The sequence below is a fragment of the Anaerotignum faecicola genome, from assembly GCA_024460105.1.
GTDB lineage: Bacteria > Bacillota > Clostridia > Lachnospirales > Anaerotignaceae > JANFXS01.
In genome coordinates this window covers 73,373-89,691 of record JANFXS010000005.1, presented here as the reverse complement: position 1 = coordinate 89,691, position 16,319 = coordinate 73,373, and the positions used below count along the sequence as shown (strand labels likewise).

Below are 16,319 nucleotides of genomic sequence, written 5' to 3'. Positions count from 1 at the left end.
CCGCCCTTTCATTTTTTGTACGGCTTAAACTTACGAATTTCATTCCCATTATTTTCTTTCGGGTGCAAGGGGCATTTCCCATGCATAATGGTCTGTATGGAGAAGCTCATGGCATTTGGCGCTCAGCGGCTCTCCCAAATATTCTTCATACAGCTTTATAACGGCCGGGTTTTCATGAGAAAACCTTATTTTGCTGTTTTCATCGATAAAGTATAGTTTCCGCGCGCGTTCTTCCGCAAGCTCACAGCCTTCTTTTATAGGCTGGCCGCCTCCGCCCGCGCATCCTCCGGGACATGCCATTATTTCAACAAAGTCATATTTAACGTCGCCTTTTTTTACCGCATTAACAAGCTTCCGCGCATTTCCGAGGCCGCTTGCCGCCGCTACTTTCAGCGTCCTGTCCCCGATTGTAAATTCCGCTTCGCGCCAGCCTTTCATTCCCCTTATATTTTTAAATGCGTCAGGCGGCGGGTTCTCGCCTTCAACAACGGCAAACGCCGTGCGGAGGGCGGCTTCCATAACTCCTCCTGTTGCGCCGAATATAACGCCGGCCCCGCTTGCTTCGCCTATCGGTTCGTCAAAAGGCATTTCTTCAAGGCTGGCCACATTTAGATGCTCCGCTCTTATAATTCTTATAAATTCCCTTGTCGTAAGCACTAAGTCTACATCAGGTCCCACGCCCGCACTTTGCATAACGGGTATTTTATGCTCGCTTTTTTTAGCAAGACACGGCATTATGGAAACATTGTAAATTTTATTTTTGTCGACGCCTATTTTTTCGGCATAATAATCCTTTATAACCGCCCCGAACATCTGCTGCGGCGATTTAGCCGTTGAAAGGCATCCTGTCATTTCGGGAAACTGGCTTTTCAAAAACCTCACCCATCCCGGGCAGCAGCTTGTAAACATCGGATACTCGCCACCGCCGTTTTTAAGCCTTTCCAAAAGCTCGTATCCTTCTTCCATAATAGTCAGATCGGCGCTGAAATCCGTGTCAAAAACGTAATCCACACCCATTCTTTTAAGAGCCGCTACTATGCGTCCGGGCGTTGCAAACTCTTCTTTTATATCGAATTCCTCGGCCCATGCGCTTCTTACCGCCGGGGCTATCTGGACGACAACCGTCTTGTCCGGATCGGCAAGCGCGTCAAAGAAAAGCCCCGCTTCATCCCTTTCCGAAAGAGCGCCGGTCGGGCAGTGTACAACACATTGGCCGCAAAACGAACAGTCCGAATCCATTATCTTCCTGTTTTTCGACACGTCCACGGTTGTCCTTGCGCCCGTCCCTTCGACGTCCCATATATTAAGCGTCTGTATTTTATCGCATACCTGTACGCACCTCATGCATTTTATACATTTTGACGCGTCCCTTACAAGAGGCGACCGCGGGCTCCACTGAAATTCGGGCACATTACATTCAAACGGCACTTTAAGTATACTCAAATCGTTTGATACCTTCTGCAGCGTACAGTTGCCGCTACGTATACAGAAAGAGCATTTATTGCTGTGCTGTGACAAAAGCAGCTCGACATTAACTTTCCTCGCCTCGCGCACCTTAGGACTGTTGGTATATATAATCATGCCTTCCTCTACATAGTTGTTGCAGGAAGAAATCATACGGTCAATCCCTTCAACTTCAACAATGCACACACGGCACGCGCCTATCTCGTTTATGCCTTTAAGGTAGCAGAGGCTCGGTATTTCAATGCCTATGCTTCTGGCCGCTTCCAAAATAGTTGTATTCTCACTTACTTCAAGCCTTTGGCCGTCTATCGTTACATTTACCATTTTTTAACCCTCCCCCCTTTGAATGTGCCGTAACCATAATGGTCGCACCTTAAACAACGCCTTGATTCCTGCATAGCTTCCTCATGCGTAAAGCCACATTCGATAAGGTTAAAGTCTATATTCCTTTCTCCCGCGCTCCTTTCGGCCGCGTTTACCCTTCCGCATGGAGGTCTGCTTCCGAGCCTTGCATTTGGTATGTCCACATCAACTGTGATTGCATGGTTATATCCGAGATATTCGTCTATGTTGGCCGCCGCAACTTTTCCGGCCGCAATAGCCCTGATAACTGTCGCGGGGCCCGTGACGCAGTCGCCGCCGGCAAATACTCCTTCTATATTGGCGACGTCACTGCTTGCAAGAGCGTCTATTACTCCCCTCTTTATGGGAACGCCGAACTCCTCAAAAGGCTGAGTTTCGATTCCCTGGCCTATTGCGACAATAATAATATCGCACGGTATCCTCATAGGCTGTGTGTCGGCCTTTCTCGGTTTCGGACGTCCGTCGTCGCCTATATCGCCTATTATCTGCGGCTGGACCCAAAGAGCCGTAACATTTTCATCGCTGTCGCCTGCAATCCTTAACGGGGCGTTTAGGCATAAAACCTCGCATCCTTCGCTGATTGCCCCTTCAACCTCTTCCGGGAGAGCCGTCATATCTATCTTTCTTCTCCTGTAAACGCATGTCACAGACGACGCGCCGAGCCTTTTTGCGCTTCTTGTGCAGTCCATTGCGACATTGCCGCCGCCTACTACCACAACGCGTTTGTTCTTAAAGTCGGGAAGAGTGCCGTCGCCTATATTCCTCAGCATTTCAACCGCGCTGATAACGCCGCGCATGCCTTCGCCTTCAATACCCATTTTCTTATCAGTATGCGCGCCTATGGATATATAAATGCAGTCAAACTTTTCTTTTATCTCGGGTATTGTTATGTCCTTCCCTATTTCAACGCCCAAATGTGTTAATACTCCGGTTGAAAGTATAGCGTCAATATCCTCCTGAAGCCTTTCCCTCGGCAGTCTGTAGCTTGGTATACCGTAACGCAGCATGCCGCCTAAAGAAGCCCGTTTTTCAAAAACTTCAACTCTGTGCCCCATAAGCGAAAGATAATAAGCGGCGGAAAGCCCGCCGGGCCCGCCCCCTATAACCGCAATACTCTTTCCCGTACATTCGGCGCGCTCCGGAACAGGCACGACCCCCGCCATATCTATGGCATACCTTTTAAGCGCCCTTATATTTATTGCGTCGTCAACCATGTTCCTCCTGCACCTTGCTTCACATGGATGCTCGCAAACCATGGCGCATGCGGCGGGAAACGGATTGTCCTTTCTTATAAGGCGGACGGAATCCGCATACCTTTCATTGGAAATCAGCGCAATATACCCCGGTATATCAACCCCCGCCGGACAAAGCGCAACGCACGGCACAGGCTGGTGAAGATTAAACAGGCACCTTTTGTTCTCTATATGTTCAATATAATCGTCCCTGAATCCCAGAACTCCTTTAAGCACCATATTTGCCGCCTCAAAACCAATGGCACAGTCCGATGTATTTTTAATTACCCTTGCCGTTTTTTCAATGGTGGCAAGTACGGACATATCGGCGTTTCCGTCCAGCACTTTCTCGATAAGGCCTTCAAGCTGGCTTAGGCCCACGCGGCACGGCGTGCATTTTCCGCATGTCTGGGCATGGCACAGTTTCAAAAATGCCAGCGACAAATCGACCGGGCAAAGCCCCGGCGGGCTTGCCGTTATTCTTCTTTCAACGTCCCTGTAAAGCTCTTCCACAACCGTCTGGGCCTTATTGGGCGTTTTAATGCTTAATCTGCTCATGAAATCCCCTCTTTTCTAAAAATCTGCCCCTTTTTCTGTAAAATGAACAAAAGACGGCCTTAGGCCGCCTCTGTATAACTTTAATATAACCATAGCAAAACGCTTATACGGCGGTTATTTCAGCAACCCGTCAGCATTTTTTTACAAGATTGTTTTCCTTCGTTCCGCCGCAACCGTTTTCACTTGAAACTCAGCCTTTAGGCTGTATGAGCCTGTGCTTGCCGACGAAACGCTTATTATACATGCATAAAACGTCTTTAGTAAAAACACGGCGTTTACGCCGTTCAATACTAACCCGTTTTAACAATCATCCTTAACGGAAGTATACAGTATGTATAAATGTTTATTTCCTCAAGATTATCCCTGCAAGCTTCATCTTTTATACATGCGTATTAAGCGCCGCCGTTTTTGATAAACGCCTTATTTGCTCTTGTTGAAGCCGTACGCCGCTCATTAACCTTACTGCTGATATTAAGGGCAAATCATAGGCAAACCCGGCCGGTCATAGTCAAAGTATATAACGCCATTTATCTGAGGATACACCATATTAACATATGTGTAAAGTATATTCGTTCTGTTTTTTCAAAACCGGACAAATCTTTGACGCCATTTATATGACGATAGGAACCGAATTCAGTTATTATCAACGGTTCTGGGGCCATAATGTTCCGTAAAAGCCGTTTCTTAAAATTTGTATAATATTGCAGATATACACAGCGTCATATCCGGTGTAAAATATATAATTATTAAATTTAAGGAGTGACAAAATGATCCCTTCGTTTAAAGCAAGTTTTTATGCACTGCTGTTTATTGCGGCAATGCTCATATCAAACCTGTTTCTGGCCCCAATATTTCTGTCCCTGCCGATTAATCCGTTCCTGCTTTCTATAATAAGCGAAGTAATCGTATACGGCGTACCCGTCGTTATTTTTATAATTGCCTCAAAAGGCTCTGCTTTTGCGGAAATGTCCGTGCGTCCATTAGGCTTTGCGAATATAGCCGTGACGGCGGCAATGTCGTTTTTCATGCAGCCTATACTTATGCTTATATCGGCAGTTTCGGCATTTATATTTCCCAACACAACAACGGCGGCCCTTGAAACATATTCGCAGCAGCCGTTTTGGATAATGGCTTTATCCGTAGCGGTTATTCCTGCAATATTCGAGGAACTCATATTCCGCGGTATAGTTTTCGGAAACTACAGGAACGTTCCCCTTAAAAAGGCGGCCGCCGCCACAGGTCTGCTTTTCGGCCTTGCGCATATGAACGGCCAACAATTTCTCTACGCATTTTTTATGGGAATAATTTTCTGCCTTATGGTATATAAAACAGGTTCCGTTTTTTCGTCTATAGTTTCGCATTTTACAATAAATTTTTCCCAAAGCGCCGCGGCATACATTATTTTTAAAACGGCTCCAGCGCCGTCGGCCGACGCTTCATCGGGAATATTCTCAGTTTTATACTTAACTGTGCTTACGCTTCCTATATTGGCGGTTCTTGTATATGTATTTATGCGTATAAACAAAAAAGCCCCTTCTGTTGAAACGGAACGCGCCGTCGACTACACAGTATCAGGGCATAATGAAAATGTTATAAACTTCCCGTTTGTGCTTTACGCATGCCTGTGTGTATTTTTCATACTTATGCCGCTGTTTTCAAAGTAAAATTAAAAAAGGCTGATAAACGTAATCCTGTGTCCAAAAGCCCAAATTCCGCTTTTGGACACAGTTTAATTTATGTTTACAGCCTTTTTTATTATATTACTTTTTCCAGCGCGCCTCGCATCTGTATATAGGAAATCCCCTGCTTGAAAACTTTTCTTCATACTCTGTCATAATATTTCCCTCAAAACCGCTTGAGTGAAGGTCAAGGCTTATATTCGACAGGAGCCATCCGTTGCCGCACAACTCGTTAAGCGAAAACTCAAAAAGCCCCCTGTTGTCCGTTTTAAAGAATATTTCGCCTTCCGAACCAAACAGCCCCTTATATTTTTCAAGGAAATTTTTATGTGTGAGCCTTCTTTTAGCCCATTTCTTTTTTGGCCAAGGGTCGCAGAAATTTATGTACAGCCTTTTAATTTCGCCGGGTTCGAAAAATTCGGAAAGGTTCTCCACGTCCCCCGGAATAAGGTAAACATTTTTCTGATTTTCCGTAAGCCTTCTTGCCGCCGACGCTATAACGGTTGTCTGCCTTTCCACCCCAATAAAGTTTATTTCCGGATTTTCAGCCGCGCTTTGAGAAATAAAACGTCCTTTGCCGCATCCGATTTCCACATATATGGGACTATTGTTGCAAAAAAGCTCGTTCCACCGCCCTTTATGGCTTTGCGGGTCGTGTATAATATGGAAATTATTTTCAAGCTCTCCTGCCGCCCATGTCTTTTTTCGCACTCTCATAAAAATTCTCCCTCAAATAAGTATTTTCAGTCAGGTTTGCCCATTTTGCCTAACCTGTCATAAATATAATACTACCTGGGGCATATTTTAACAATATAAATTATTTTATTTTTCTGATCCAGTAGCCGTAACAACCTTCCTTTTGCTCTTGTCCCTTATTCTGCCAAAAATCCACAAAACCCAAAGACATAGCCGCCTTTCTGTCTTTTTGGCTGAACGCCTGCGGCACAGCCAAAAGGAGACTTCTGCTGTCGCGCCCCAACATTAAATGTTTATATTTCCTGTCCGAACAAATTACAAAACTGCTTGTATTAACGCTTATATCGTCAATCGGAAGAAGCCACATTTCCTCCGGGCATATGCGCACCCATCTGTAATCGTCATTGTCAAAAGGGTTCATTACGGGATTATTATTAAAAAGCTCTTCAATATCGTCGCCGAATGAAACGCCGACGGCCGAATCATTCCCACATTCCTCCGCATGCTCTGTGTCTTTTATCAATTCCTTTTTCTCGGCGTCTTTTACGCTTTTATTTTTATAATCCCAATATTCTTTTCCGGTATCTTCACTTTTTACCTCCGTTTCCCTTTCGTTTTCTCCATTGCAGTCCCCGCCGTTAATCGCCAGTATTTCTGAAAGCGAAAGCACGCCCATGCTTTCAAGTTTTTTCATCTGCGTATTAAAATTGCGCACTATATTTTTAAACGTGTCGTGTATGTCCGTTTCGGGCGTTTCCGTCCTGCCGCCGTTTTCTTCTTCATCCTTGTTCCTATCTTCGCATGCGCCGTAATTACCGTCTTTTTTCATATCCGCCGCGTCAGCGATTTTCGGAACTCCCCAGACCAATATTTTATCCTTGGATATATTTTGCGGTATGCCGTCTAAAGCGTTTTCCCGAGTTTCATCAGCCGTTTCTTCATTAAGCAAGGCAAATTCCGGTATGGTTTCGTTTTCTTCTTCCGTTTCATGTTCGGGCAGTCCAGCTGAATTTGCCGCGTCCGTATCCGTTTCACAAACGTCGGCGGCGCCGTCTTTTTGTTTATCCTGTTTTTCAGGCTTTATACTCTGCCGCCACTCGCGCCTTTTATTGGCGTACCCCACATATACGTCTGACAAAAACTGCCCGTCGTCTCTGCGTCCACCTACCACTATAACGTCAAAAGCTTCTATTTTATTCCCGCTGCCGCCTACGTTGTCAGCATCGAACGAAACATCTTTAATATCGCCCGCATTAAAAACGATATTGCCACCGTCGTCATTGGCAATCAAATAAACATGGCAAAAATCGGGCATAATGCCTTTAATAATAATTTTTCCACGTCCATTTTTAATTTCTACAGTGCAGACAGCCGTTTTGGCGTTCTGCCTTGAAAAACTGTCAGTTTCCTGTTTCAAAATTATAGTTTTCCTGTCATATCTTCTGTTATACATGGCAATACCTCCTTCATCTAAAAAAGTATATGCAGGGCGGTTAACCCTTATGATTGACAAACATACATAAAACAAACTATAATTAAACGTATTATATTCAATAAGAAAGGAACTAATATATGGCTGAAAACCTTGTGCAATTTTTTATAGAACACTTAGGAGGTTTAATTTCAAAAGAACTGATTGTATTTGTCATTTCGCTTTTTCCGATACTTGAACTGCGCGGAGGCATAATAGCGGCTTACGCAATGGGTATCGATCTGCTTCCCGCTTTCGCTATTTCATATATCGGAAATATCCTTCCGATCCCGTTTATATTGATACTTATTACGGCAATTTTCAGGCTTCTTAAAAAGACGCCTATGCACTCCATAGTTGAAAAAATAGAAAAAAAAGCCCTTTCCAAAAGCGACCAAATAGAAAAATACGGCTATCTCGGCCTTTTCCTGTTTGTCGCCATACCTCTTCCCGGCACGGGAGGATGGACAGGCGCTCTGCTTGCCGTACTTCTGAATATGAACAGGAAAAAATCATTCCTTGTAATAGCGCTGGGAGTTTTCACGGCCGGCATAATAGTTTCTATTTTTTCATTCGGCCTTTTAAAAGCTATAGGGATTGGGTGATAATTGATGAACGAACGGATATCAACGCCATTAAAAACTAAAGAAATAATTGAAAAAAACAAATTTTCGTTTAAGAAAAATTTCGGACAGAATTTCCTTGTCGATTCAAACATAATCGACAACATTATAAAAGCCGCCGATATAGATAAGGACGACTTTATATTGGAGATAGGCCCCGGCATAGGCAGTCTTACGCAGGCTTTGGCCGAAAACGCAAAAAAGGTCGCCGCCGTTGAAATCGACAGGAACCTGATACCGATACTTGAAGAAACCGTGGGCGGGTATGAAAACGTTGAAATAATAAACAAAGACATACTTAAACTTGACATAAATGCCTTAGTATGCGAAAAAAACGGCGGCATGCCTATTAAAGTTGTAGCAAACCTTCCTTATTATATAACAACGCCTATAATTATGGAAATACTAGAAAAAAACGTAAACGCAAAATCAATAACCGTTATGGTTCAAAAAGAAGTAGCCGAAAGGATGCAGGCCGAAGCCGGCACAAAAGATTACGGGGCTTTAACAGTGGCCGTTAAATTTTATTCCGACGCTAAAATAGATTTTATAGTGCCGCCCAACTGTTTTATGCCACGCCCCAACGTGGACAGCGCCGTTATAACCCTTAATATTTCCGAAAAAAACAGGCCGCAAACTATTGACGAAACATTCTTTTTCAGGGTTGTAAAATGCGCTTTCGGCCAAAGGCGCAAAACCCTGATAAATACCCTTTACAACACAGGAAATTTCGGCATAAGCAAAAACGAAATACAAAATGCGGTTGAAGCCGCGGGGTTAAGCGCGAAAGTGCGCGGCGAAGCGCTTAGTACGGAGGATTTCGCACGGCTTTCGGATATACTGTATAAAAAAATATACGGATAATCCAGCATATAAAGCTTCCGGTGAAAATAATGGATTATTCAATGTCAGAAAAGACGAATACAGCGTTTTCGGATATTTTACTTCCCGGTATACGTTCTGTTCCGAATAATTCTCAGATAAAAATTCTGCCCTTCGACTATATATAAACGGTCAAACAAAAATATATTTGGCATAACGTTTTCCACAGCAGGCGCAATAACGCCCGTCACAATATCGTAATTCCCTTCAGGCTAACGCAAGGCACATATAAGATTTATCTTTACGCAAAATAACAAAGACATGCCTAACTTAACTGCCGTTTCGGTATGCCTTTGTTATTTTTTGTTTAAAATGTTTTTTTAATGCGCATTTCCCTTTTAGAAAGGCATATGCAGATTGAAATATACTCCCCGCCGTTTCATCTGTTATTTAATACCGTTCTGATAAGTTCCGCCGAGAGGGCTACCCTTTGCGGTATAGTCGGTATATCCACATATTCGCGCGGGTTATGGAGATATTGCCCGTTAAGCCCCAGGCCGTCTATGGTAGGGCAGCCGATACTGCTTGTAAAATTGCCGTCGCTTCCTCCGCCTAAAACAGTAGGCTTATATTCATATCCCATTTCTTCGATAATTTCCTTAGTACGCCTGCATGCAAATTCAGATTTTTCATTCTGCCTTAGTGCGGGTTTTTCAACTCCGCCGCTTACCTCAATCTGCATATCTTTAATTGCAGGCTTTATATTTTTTATAACTTCCGCGGCAATTTTTCCGTGTTCATCATCCTTGTACCGTATATCTGCAATCAAATACGCTTCTTCCGGCGTCATTGCAGTTGCTCCCGTATCGCCGCCGTGCATGCTTACGACGGAGGCATAGAGGCTGTCGCCGTCTCTGCAATTTTTATCTATGTATTCGGCTTGGCGCGATATTTCAATAAGCGGGTTGCACTGCGGATTATTGCCTGCATGCGCGGCAACGCCTCTTGCAAAAACTTTTACAACGTCCCTGCCGTATCGCCCTATTGTTATATAGCCTTCTCCCTTATGCCCCGGCTCGGAGCAAAGACATACATCGGCTTCCTCCGCCATTTTTTCAATCAACCCTCTTGAAGTAAGACTTCCGCCTTCCTCGTCGCAGCTGAAAAAGAACGTTATTTCCACATCATCAGGGAACTGTTTTAATTCAATTAAAGACTTAACAGCCATATAAAATACAACGATGCCGCCTTTCATATCGAAAATACCCGGGCCATATGCTTTATCGTTTTCAATGCTAAACGGCCTTTCCAAAGTTGTGCCTGTTTTAAAAACCGTATCATAATGCCCTAAAAGGAATATTTTCTTGTTTCCATTTCCTAAACGCCCGCAAATATGCGTGCCCGCTTCTTTTGCGTCTTCATGCCACGTTTCAAAGCCAAGGCCTTTAAACAGCCCTTCGATATAAAGCCCGCATTTGTCTTTAACCGATCTTTCCCCGTAAATATGGGATTCATAGTTAACGACATTTTTAAGTATTTCCAAAAATTCATCTTTCCTGCCTTCAGCATATTTTACAATCTCATCAACGACAGCCATAAATAACACAACCTCCTTCATTTTTTATCGGCCGCATATTAAACAAGCCATTATTTAACTGTATTTTTAAATATTATAATGGTGCAAGGCGTTAAATGTAACTCCCTGCACCATAAATTATCAATTACATGCTTTTTGAACTTCCGCTTGTCTTTTCGCCCTTAATATCCTTTAACGTAGTTTCAACATTCGGATCTCTCTCATATTCCTTCCAAAGCTTTACAATAACATTGCTGATGCCCCATAATCCGATTATATTGATAAACACCATAAAACCATTGAATACGTCGCATATACTCCAAACAAGGCTTACTGTAAACCCGGAACCTATAACTACGAAAGCCGCAATTAAAGCCGTGTATACTGGCATAGCCTTTCTTCCGAACAGTTTCAGCACATTTGACTCGCCATAGAAATATGCCGCCAAAATTGTTGAAAACGAGAAGAAGAATATACAAATCGATATAATAATACCTCCGACTGAACCAAAAGCATTATCAAACGCCAGCTGTGTAAGCACAATTCCGTCCTGTCCCGACGTATATGTCCCGCTTGTAAGTATGATAAATACTGTGATGTTAAGTATGATAAACGTATCAATAAACACGCTCATAAAAGCAACAAGCCCCTGATCGCATGGATGTTTAACCTTTGCCACGGCATGTGCATGAGGAGTTGAACCGGTGCCCGCTTCATTTGACATAAGACCTCTTGCAATACCGAAACGCATTGCTTCCTTAATCCCAATACCGAACATGCCGCCCGCCACAGCCTGAGGTTTAAAAGCCCCTATAAAGATCATTTTAAAGGCCGGCAAAATCTGTTCTGCGTTCATAAATATAACGATAAGCCCGGCTAATATATATAAAATAGCCATAAAAGGAACACAAGCGGTTATTACTCCCACTATCCTTTTAACGCCGCCCAAAACAATAATGAGCGTAAGCGCTGCGAGAACAACGCCGATTATAATAGGATCTATCCCGAAAGAATTTGCAAAAGCCTCGCTGATTGTATTTCCTTGGATAAGCGCGGCCGCAATACCGAAACCAATAATAAGGAAAATCGAGAAAGCGTTTGCAAGTACTTTTCCCGCCGTTCCCTTAAACGCCGCCGTAATATAATATGCAGGACCCCCGTTTACCGTGCCGTCCTTCAATACAACTTTATATTTCTGCGCCGCAACTGCCTCTGAGAAAATTGTACTCATTCCAAAAAACGCGCTCACCCACATCCAAAATATTGCTCCCGGCCCGCCGGCCATAATTGCCGTTGCCGGACCGGCTATGTTTCCCGTTCCAACCTGCCCGGCTATAGCCGTAGCAAAAGACTGCCAAGCGCTCATACCGTCTTTGCCGGCCGCCCCTTTTTGCTTGAAGCCCGCAAAGGTAAGCCTTACGCTGTCGCCGAACCTTCTTACCTGGGGGAACCCCAGTCTAACCGAAAAATAAATACCCGTTCCCAAAAGAACGATCATATAAATATTTCCCCATAAAAAACCGCTTATCGTACCAAAAAAATTATTTAATGCGTCAACCACATTACCACTCCTCGTAAATTCAACACACTGCAACATCAAGTTATAAGTGTTACTTCCGTATGTAATTCCCCGTTGTCGTATTATAAATTAAATGGCATATATAATAAGTAGTATTTCGTCCACGCGGCGTACCCTTAAACGCCGCGCATGTTATATAGGTTATGAATTTTAGATTCTACGCCATTAAAAATTACACGGTTTATCTGAACATTTTAATTGTGTTGGCTACCCTCAAGCCAAGATTTCTCGTGCTCTTTAAACCGATTTCATCTTTAAGCACGGCGTCGGCAATATCCCCTTTTTGAGGATATGTAGTGCATCCTCCGCCCAGATAGCAGCCCGGAGTAGGCTCGCCGCCGCTTCCTACAACTATCATATCGTGAACCTGGAAGAAATACTGCATTGCAAGGAGGGTAAACTCCTGCCCTGCATTTCTGTTGCCTCCTACGGTAAGGCACCCGCCCACTTTGTTTTGAAGAGCATATTGATATTTGCTCGTGCCGTAACGCAAAAGCCCTTCCGTACGATCCATAAACTGTTTCATTTGTGCCGTAATGCTTCCGAAATACACAGGCGACGCAAGTATAAGGCCGTCGCATTCAAGCAGTTTCGGATAAATTTCCTCCATACCGTCCCGATATACTGCGCATGCGTGTTCTCCGTTGTCTTTTTTTCCGGGCTCGCGGCAGCATGCGAAACATCCGCGGCAGTTATGTATGTCATAATCCCTTAAATATACTATTTCCGTTTCAATTCCGCCTACAGTTTCCGCCGCCTCAAGAGCCGCTTTAAGCATAATGTCTGTGTTCGCGCCTTTTCGCGGGCTGGCCGACACGCCTAAAATCTTTTTATTCTCCCCCATTTGCAATCCTCCTTAAAAAAATTATGTTTTATTTATTGTGCCTTTTTTTGAAATCCTCAACTGCTTTGGAAGCGGTAACAAATTCAATATTAGGATGTGTAAATATGTGTTTAACAAGGTTTTCAAGCACATTCATCCTTGAAGGACGGCCGATAATCTGCGGATGGCACGTCATAACATATGTAATATCCGAATCTATGCCGTTTTCTTCTTCTTCCATAAACTCTTCATAAAGGCCGTCAAACTCTTCCTTCCAGCATTTTTCAACCGATTCAAGCGGCTGCATGCATTTTCCCTGAAGCCTTACGCTGTAAAGCCAAAAAGCGGCGTCGTCGAGTATCCAATGAACGGGCAGTTCAACAATATCGCTCTTCTCACCGAAAACTTCAAGGTAATCCATGCAGTCTGTGCCCATCATATTGCTTGAATACTGTATCCCCATATCTTTAAGTATGCCCAATGTATTCCTGCTAAACTCCCATGCCGGCGAACGGTATCCGACAAGCTTTTTGCCGATTGCCGGTTCGATAATGTCGGCCGCTCTCTTGTAATCCGCCGCTTCCGCTTCGCCTGACGGAAACATATCAGGGAATTTATGGCTGTAGCTGTGCTGTCCTATTTCATGGCATCCCGCTTCCATAATATTTGTAAGAACATGCGGGAAATCCTCGGCAGTCTTGCCCGGAACAAAGAAAGTAGCCGGGATATCATATTTTTTAAGCATTTTTAAAATTCTCGGCAGCCCTCTGTTTGCCCCATACTGTCCAAGAGATAATGTAACGGGCCTGTTGGCGTTTTCAGGATCCCTGTTCCTCCAAATCATCTCCGCGTCAACATCAAATGTTAATAATACCGGCATTTTCTTCATATCAAGCACTCTCCCTTTAAAATAAAATAAATTAATTTTATCCCATTATATAAACTATCGTTCCATATAATGTTCATATGTTTAGAATATACAAATTACCTTTAGCTGTGTCAATATATCTGTAAATTTTGTTAATTTTTTTGGCACATATGTTTCACTATTTGGAATTTGTTTAAAATTATACTGTATACATTTGATTTTTCGCCAATTATACAGTATAATTTACCTATACAAAAATTCGGAACGCAACTTTGAAAGGAGGCGCGCGCTGTAAAGCGCATAAAATACATGGAACAACAGCAATCATATAAACCGAAATATCCTGTTTTAACTTTGGAAAAAGCTTTGGACGTTATAAACTATTTTAAAGAGAATACAAATCCCGAAGGGTTGAGCCTTAACGAAATATGTCAAGCCCTCGATATGAAAAAAAGCAGCGTACACCGTATATTGGATACGCTATACGCCTATGACTACGTAAAAAAGACATTTTCCGGCAACCGTTACAAGTTAAGCTGGGCGCTTTACGACATAGGCAACTCCGTTCCGAAACAGTACAGCCTTTCGGCAAACGAATATCTTCCGGCATTAAATACGCTGTGCCAGAAATATTCGGAAACTTTCAGTATCGGCGTGCTCGATAAAACCGAATACATAGTTATAAACATTGTTGAACCGAACATCCAGCTTAAATCCACCGGAAATATCGGCGAACGGAGGCCGCTTTACGCCACCGGAGCCGGAAAGCTTTTTTTAAGCGAATTTCCCGAAAACAAAATATATGACTTTTATCGGGAAAACAAAATAGAATCTTTTACAAAAACAACGCTTTCAACTCCCGGCCGTATGCTAAACGAGCTTTATGACATAAAGCAGTGCGGATACGCCATCGACAATGAAGAACACTGCGAAGGTCTTTCATGCATATCAATGCCGATATATGACTTTAAAGGCCGCATAGTTGCGGCTATCAGCGGAAGCGGGCCGACACAGCGCATTATGGGAAAAATAGAAAACGGCCTGAAAGACGATCTTCGTGAAATAACCTGTAAGCTTTCTGTGCATTTAGGATATAAAGGCTGCCACGAAAATAAAGATAATGATAAATAAAATATAAGACGCTTCATTCCATGCAGACATTTTCAACAGTTTATCCCTATAATTGGAACATCGGTCCGTATACTTGAATATTTTTGGAATAACTATATTGACGCGGTAACTTTTTTTGCTATAATTCAGGCTATAAAAATTAATTTTGATGTCTGATTTGTATCAAATAAGGGGAGGCGTTTTTAATGAAACCATATTTAATGATTGAATGGAACGACAGCAAAACCGACGCAGTCGGCTGGGTTTGTGTATACAACCTTGTTGACGGCTACTGCGACGGCGGTATTAGAATGCATTCAAACGTCACAAAAGAAGAAGTTCAGCGTCTTGCTACTGTAATGGCGTGGAAACATGAAGCCTGCAAACCTCATTCTTCAGGCGGATGCAAAGCCGGAATAAGATACGATTATAAAGCTCCGGATGCAGAAGAAGTTCTCGAGAGGTTTATTGTTGCTATGATGCCGATGATAGACGTGGGCGTATCTCTTGCCGGCGACCTTGGCGTTCCATATTCTACAACAAGAAGAATCTACGCTAAATATGGCAGGGAAATACCCCTTACAAAAACAATGAAACAGAATAAGCAGATACTTGAAAACATGCGTACATACAACCATATGCTCGAAAGCGAAGTTCAGGGATTTACATTAAACAACTGTATCACAGGGTTCGGCGTTGCATGGTCTGCCGACGAGGCATGGAAAATAAAACACGGCGGCAAAAAGGGCCGCGTATTTATACAGGGATTTGGCTGCGTAGGCGCAAGCTGCGCGCACAAACTTGTTGAACTCGGATATACAATCGTAGGAGTAAGCGACGCTTTGGGCGTTGTCGAAGATCAGAACGGCCTTGACATTGCCGAGCTTATCGCCAACAAAAATAACTTCGGCGAAATGGATCGTTCAAAATTTAAACCTTCATACAAAACAATGCCGAATACAGACTGGCTCAATGTCGACTGCGACATATTGATCCCCGCCGCTTTAGAAGACGTTATTAACAAAGATAACGCCGGCAAAGTTACGGCAAGCCTTGTTGTTGAAGGCGCTAATATCGCCACAACAGCAGAAGCCGATGAAATATTCAAAGAAAAAGGCGTTGATGTTGTTGTCGACTTTGTTGCAAACCTCGGCGCTGTACGCGCATACCACAGCGTAATTTTCGGCAACCTCGAGCATGACGGCCAAGCCGTGCTTGACGATATAGAAGGCGTATGCCGCGGAAACACCCGCAAGCTCTTTGAAACATGCGAAAAAGAAGGCATGTTCCAGCGCGAAGCAGCCTATAAGATTTTTGAGCCAAGCACAAGCGATCCTTTTGAAATCTAGAGCATTTTTAACGCATATAGTCTGAAAACGGCGCATAATAAAACAGGCTGTTTCCCACAGCCTGTTAAAATGAATTTATAAAAAATATATATTGCATATGGTTTTA

General features: G+C 43.4%; 13 protein-coding genes. 5 read left to right on the top strand and 8 right to left on the bottom strand.

Annotated features, from left to right (window positions below; genetic code table 11):
- Window positions 1–48: 48 nt before the first annotated feature.
- On the bottom strand, window positions 49–1,788 hold the full coding sequence (locus tag NE664_09330) for an NADH-dependent [FeFe] hydrogenase, group A6 (protein MCQ4726846.1): 1,740 nt from the start codon (window positions 1,786–1,788) through the stop codon (window positions 49–51).
- On the bottom strand, window positions 1,782–3,617 hold the full coding sequence (locus NE664_09325; protein MCQ4726845.1) for an NAD(P)-binding protein: 1,836 nt from the start codon (window positions 3,615–3,617) through the stop codon (window positions 1,782–1,784). Before NE664_09325 ends, NE664_09330 begins: the two co-directional genes overlap by 7 nt.
- Window positions 3,618–4,384: 767 nt before the next feature.
- Here NE664_09325 and NE664_09320 point away from each other — a divergent pair.
- Window positions 4,385–5,281: a CPBP family intramembrane metalloprotease gene (locus tag NE664_09320; protein MCQ4726844.1), complete on the top strand. Its 897-nt coding sequence runs from the start codon at window positions 4,385–4,387 to the stop codon at window positions 5,279–5,281.
- A gap of 96 nt (window positions 5,282–5,377) precedes the next feature.
- Here NE664_09320 and trmB read toward each other — a convergent pair whose 3' ends face one another.
- Together trmB and NE664_09310 are read right to left on the bottom strand one after the other, a co-directional pair.
- Window positions 5,378–6,013: a tRNA (guanosine(46)-N7)-methyltransferase TrmB gene (trmB, locus tag NE664_09315; protein MCQ4726843.1), complete on the bottom strand. Its 636-nt coding sequence runs from the start codon at window positions 6,011–6,013 to the stop codon at window positions 5,378–5,380.
- Between the two features lie 100 nt (window positions 6,014–6,113).
- Window positions 6,114–7,445 (bottom strand): kelch motif-containing protein, encoded by a 1,332-nt coding sequence (locus NE664_09310; protein ID MCQ4726842.1) that lies wholly within the window; start codon window positions 7,443–7,445, stop codon window positions 6,114–6,116.
- A gap of 119 nt (window positions 7,446–7,564) precedes the next feature.
- Between NE664_09310 and NE664_09305 the strand changes: the two genes are divergently transcribed.
- Both NE664_09305 and rsmA read left to right on the top strand, forming a co-directional pair.
- Window positions 7,565–8,068 carry a small multi-drug export protein gene (locus NE664_09305; protein ID MCQ4726841.1) on the top strand — a complete coding sequence of 168 codons (504 nt, stop codon included), beginning with the start codon at window positions 7,565–7,567 and terminating at the stop codon, window positions 8,066–8,068.
- Between the two features lie 6 nt (window positions 8,069–8,074).
- The gene (gene rsmA / locus NE664_09300) at window positions 8,075–8,950 is read left to right on the top strand and encodes a 16S rRNA (adenine(1518)-N(6)/adenine(1519)-N(6))-dimethyltransferase RsmA (GenBank protein MCQ4726840.1); all 876 of its coding nucleotides are present in this window, start codon (window positions 8,075–8,077) and stop codon (window positions 8,948–8,950) included.
- Between the two features lie 397 nt (window positions 8,951–9,347).
- Here the strand turns inward: rsmA and NE664_09295 are convergent, their stop codons facing one another.
- The 4 genes from NE664_09295 to NE664_09280 form a co-directional block, all read right to left on the bottom strand.
- Entirely contained in the window at window positions 9,348–10,505 is a 1,158-nt protein-coding gene (locus NE664_09295) for a M20/M25/M40 family metallo-hydrolase (protein ID MCQ4726839.1), read from the bottom strand.
- 124 nt (window positions 10,506–10,629) lie between these two features.
- Window positions 10,630–12,045, bottom strand: coding sequence for a sodium:alanine symporter family protein (locus NE664_09290; GenBank protein MCQ4726838.1), 1,416 nt, complete (start codon window positions 12,043–12,045; stop codon window positions 10,630–10,632).
- 199 nt (window positions 12,046–12,244) lie between these two features.
- On the bottom strand, window positions 12,245–12,907 hold the full coding sequence (locus NE664_09285) for a flavodoxin family protein (protein MCQ4726837.1): 663 nt from the start codon (window positions 12,905–12,907) through the stop codon (window positions 12,245–12,247).
- A gap of 28 nt (window positions 12,908–12,935) precedes the next feature.
- Window positions 12,936–13,775 (bottom strand): polysaccharide deacetylase, encoded by an 840-nt coding sequence (locus NE664_09280; GenBank protein ID MCQ4726836.1) that lies wholly within the window; start codon window positions 13,773–13,775, stop codon window positions 12,936–12,938.
- A gap of 288 nt (window positions 13,776–14,063) precedes the next feature.
- Between NE664_09280 and NE664_09275 the strand changes: the two genes are divergently transcribed.
- Complete coding sequence (locus tag NE664_09275; protein MCQ4726835.1) at window positions 14,064–14,885, top strand: IclR family transcriptional regulator; 822 nt, start codon at window positions 14,064–14,066, stop codon at window positions 14,883–14,885.
- Between the two features lie 185 nt (window positions 14,886–15,070).
- Window positions 15,071–16,213 carry a Glu/Leu/Phe/Val dehydrogenase gene (locus NE664_09270; GenBank protein MCQ4726834.1) on the top strand — a complete coding sequence of 381 codons (1,143 nt, stop codon included), beginning with the start codon at window positions 15,071–15,073 and terminating at the stop codon, window positions 16,211–16,213.
- The last annotated feature ends 106 nt before the right edge of the window (window positions 16,214–16,319 follow it).

Excerpts from the sequence above, each read along its gene's own strand:
- NE664_09330 (MCQ4726846.1), bottom strand. The coding sequence starts at position 1,788 with ATGGTAAATGTAACGATAGACGGCCAAAGGCTTGAAGTAAGTGAGAAT.
- NE664_09305 (MCQ4726841.1), top strand. The coding sequence starts at position 7,565 with ATGGCTGAAAACCTTGTGCAATTTTTTATAGAACACTTAGGAGGTTTA.
- NE664_09285 (MCQ4726837.1), bottom strand. The coding sequence starts at position 12,907 with ATGGGGGAGAATAAAAAGATTTTAGGCGTGTCGGCCAGCCCGCGAAAA.
- NE664_09295 (MCQ4726839.1), bottom strand. The coding sequence starts at position 10,505 with ATGGCTGTCGTTGATGAGATTGTAAAATATGCTGAAGGCAGGAAAGAT.
- NE664_09310 (MCQ4726842.1), bottom strand. The coding sequence starts at position 7,445 with ATGTATAACAGAAGATATGACAGGAAAACTATAATTTTGAAACAGGAA.
- trmB (MCQ4726843.1), bottom strand. The coding sequence starts at position 6,013 with ATGAGAGTGCGAAAAAAGACATGGGCGGCAGGAGAGCTTGAAAATAAT.
- NE664_09280 (MCQ4726836.1), bottom strand. The coding sequence starts at position 13,775 with ATGAAGAAAATGCCGGTATTATTAACATTTGATGTTGACGCGGAGATG.
- rsmA (MCQ4726840.1), top strand. The coding sequence starts at position 8,075 with ATGAACGAACGGATATCAACGCCATTAAAAACTAAAGAAATAATTGAA.
- NE664_09275 (MCQ4726835.1), top strand. The coding sequence starts at position 14,064 with ATGGAACAACAGCAATCATATAAACCGAAATATCCTGTTTTAACTTTG.
- NE664_09320 (MCQ4726844.1), top strand. The coding sequence starts at position 4,385 with ATGATCCCTTCGTTTAAAGCAAGTTTTTATGCACTGCTGTTTATTGCG.
- NE664_09270 (MCQ4726834.1), top strand. The coding sequence starts at position 15,071 with ATGAAACCATATTTAATGATTGAATGGAACGACAGCAAAACCGACGCA.
- NE664_09325 (MCQ4726845.1), bottom strand. The coding sequence starts at position 3,617 with ATGAGCAGATTAAGCATTAAAACGCCCAATAAGGCCCAGACGGTTGTG.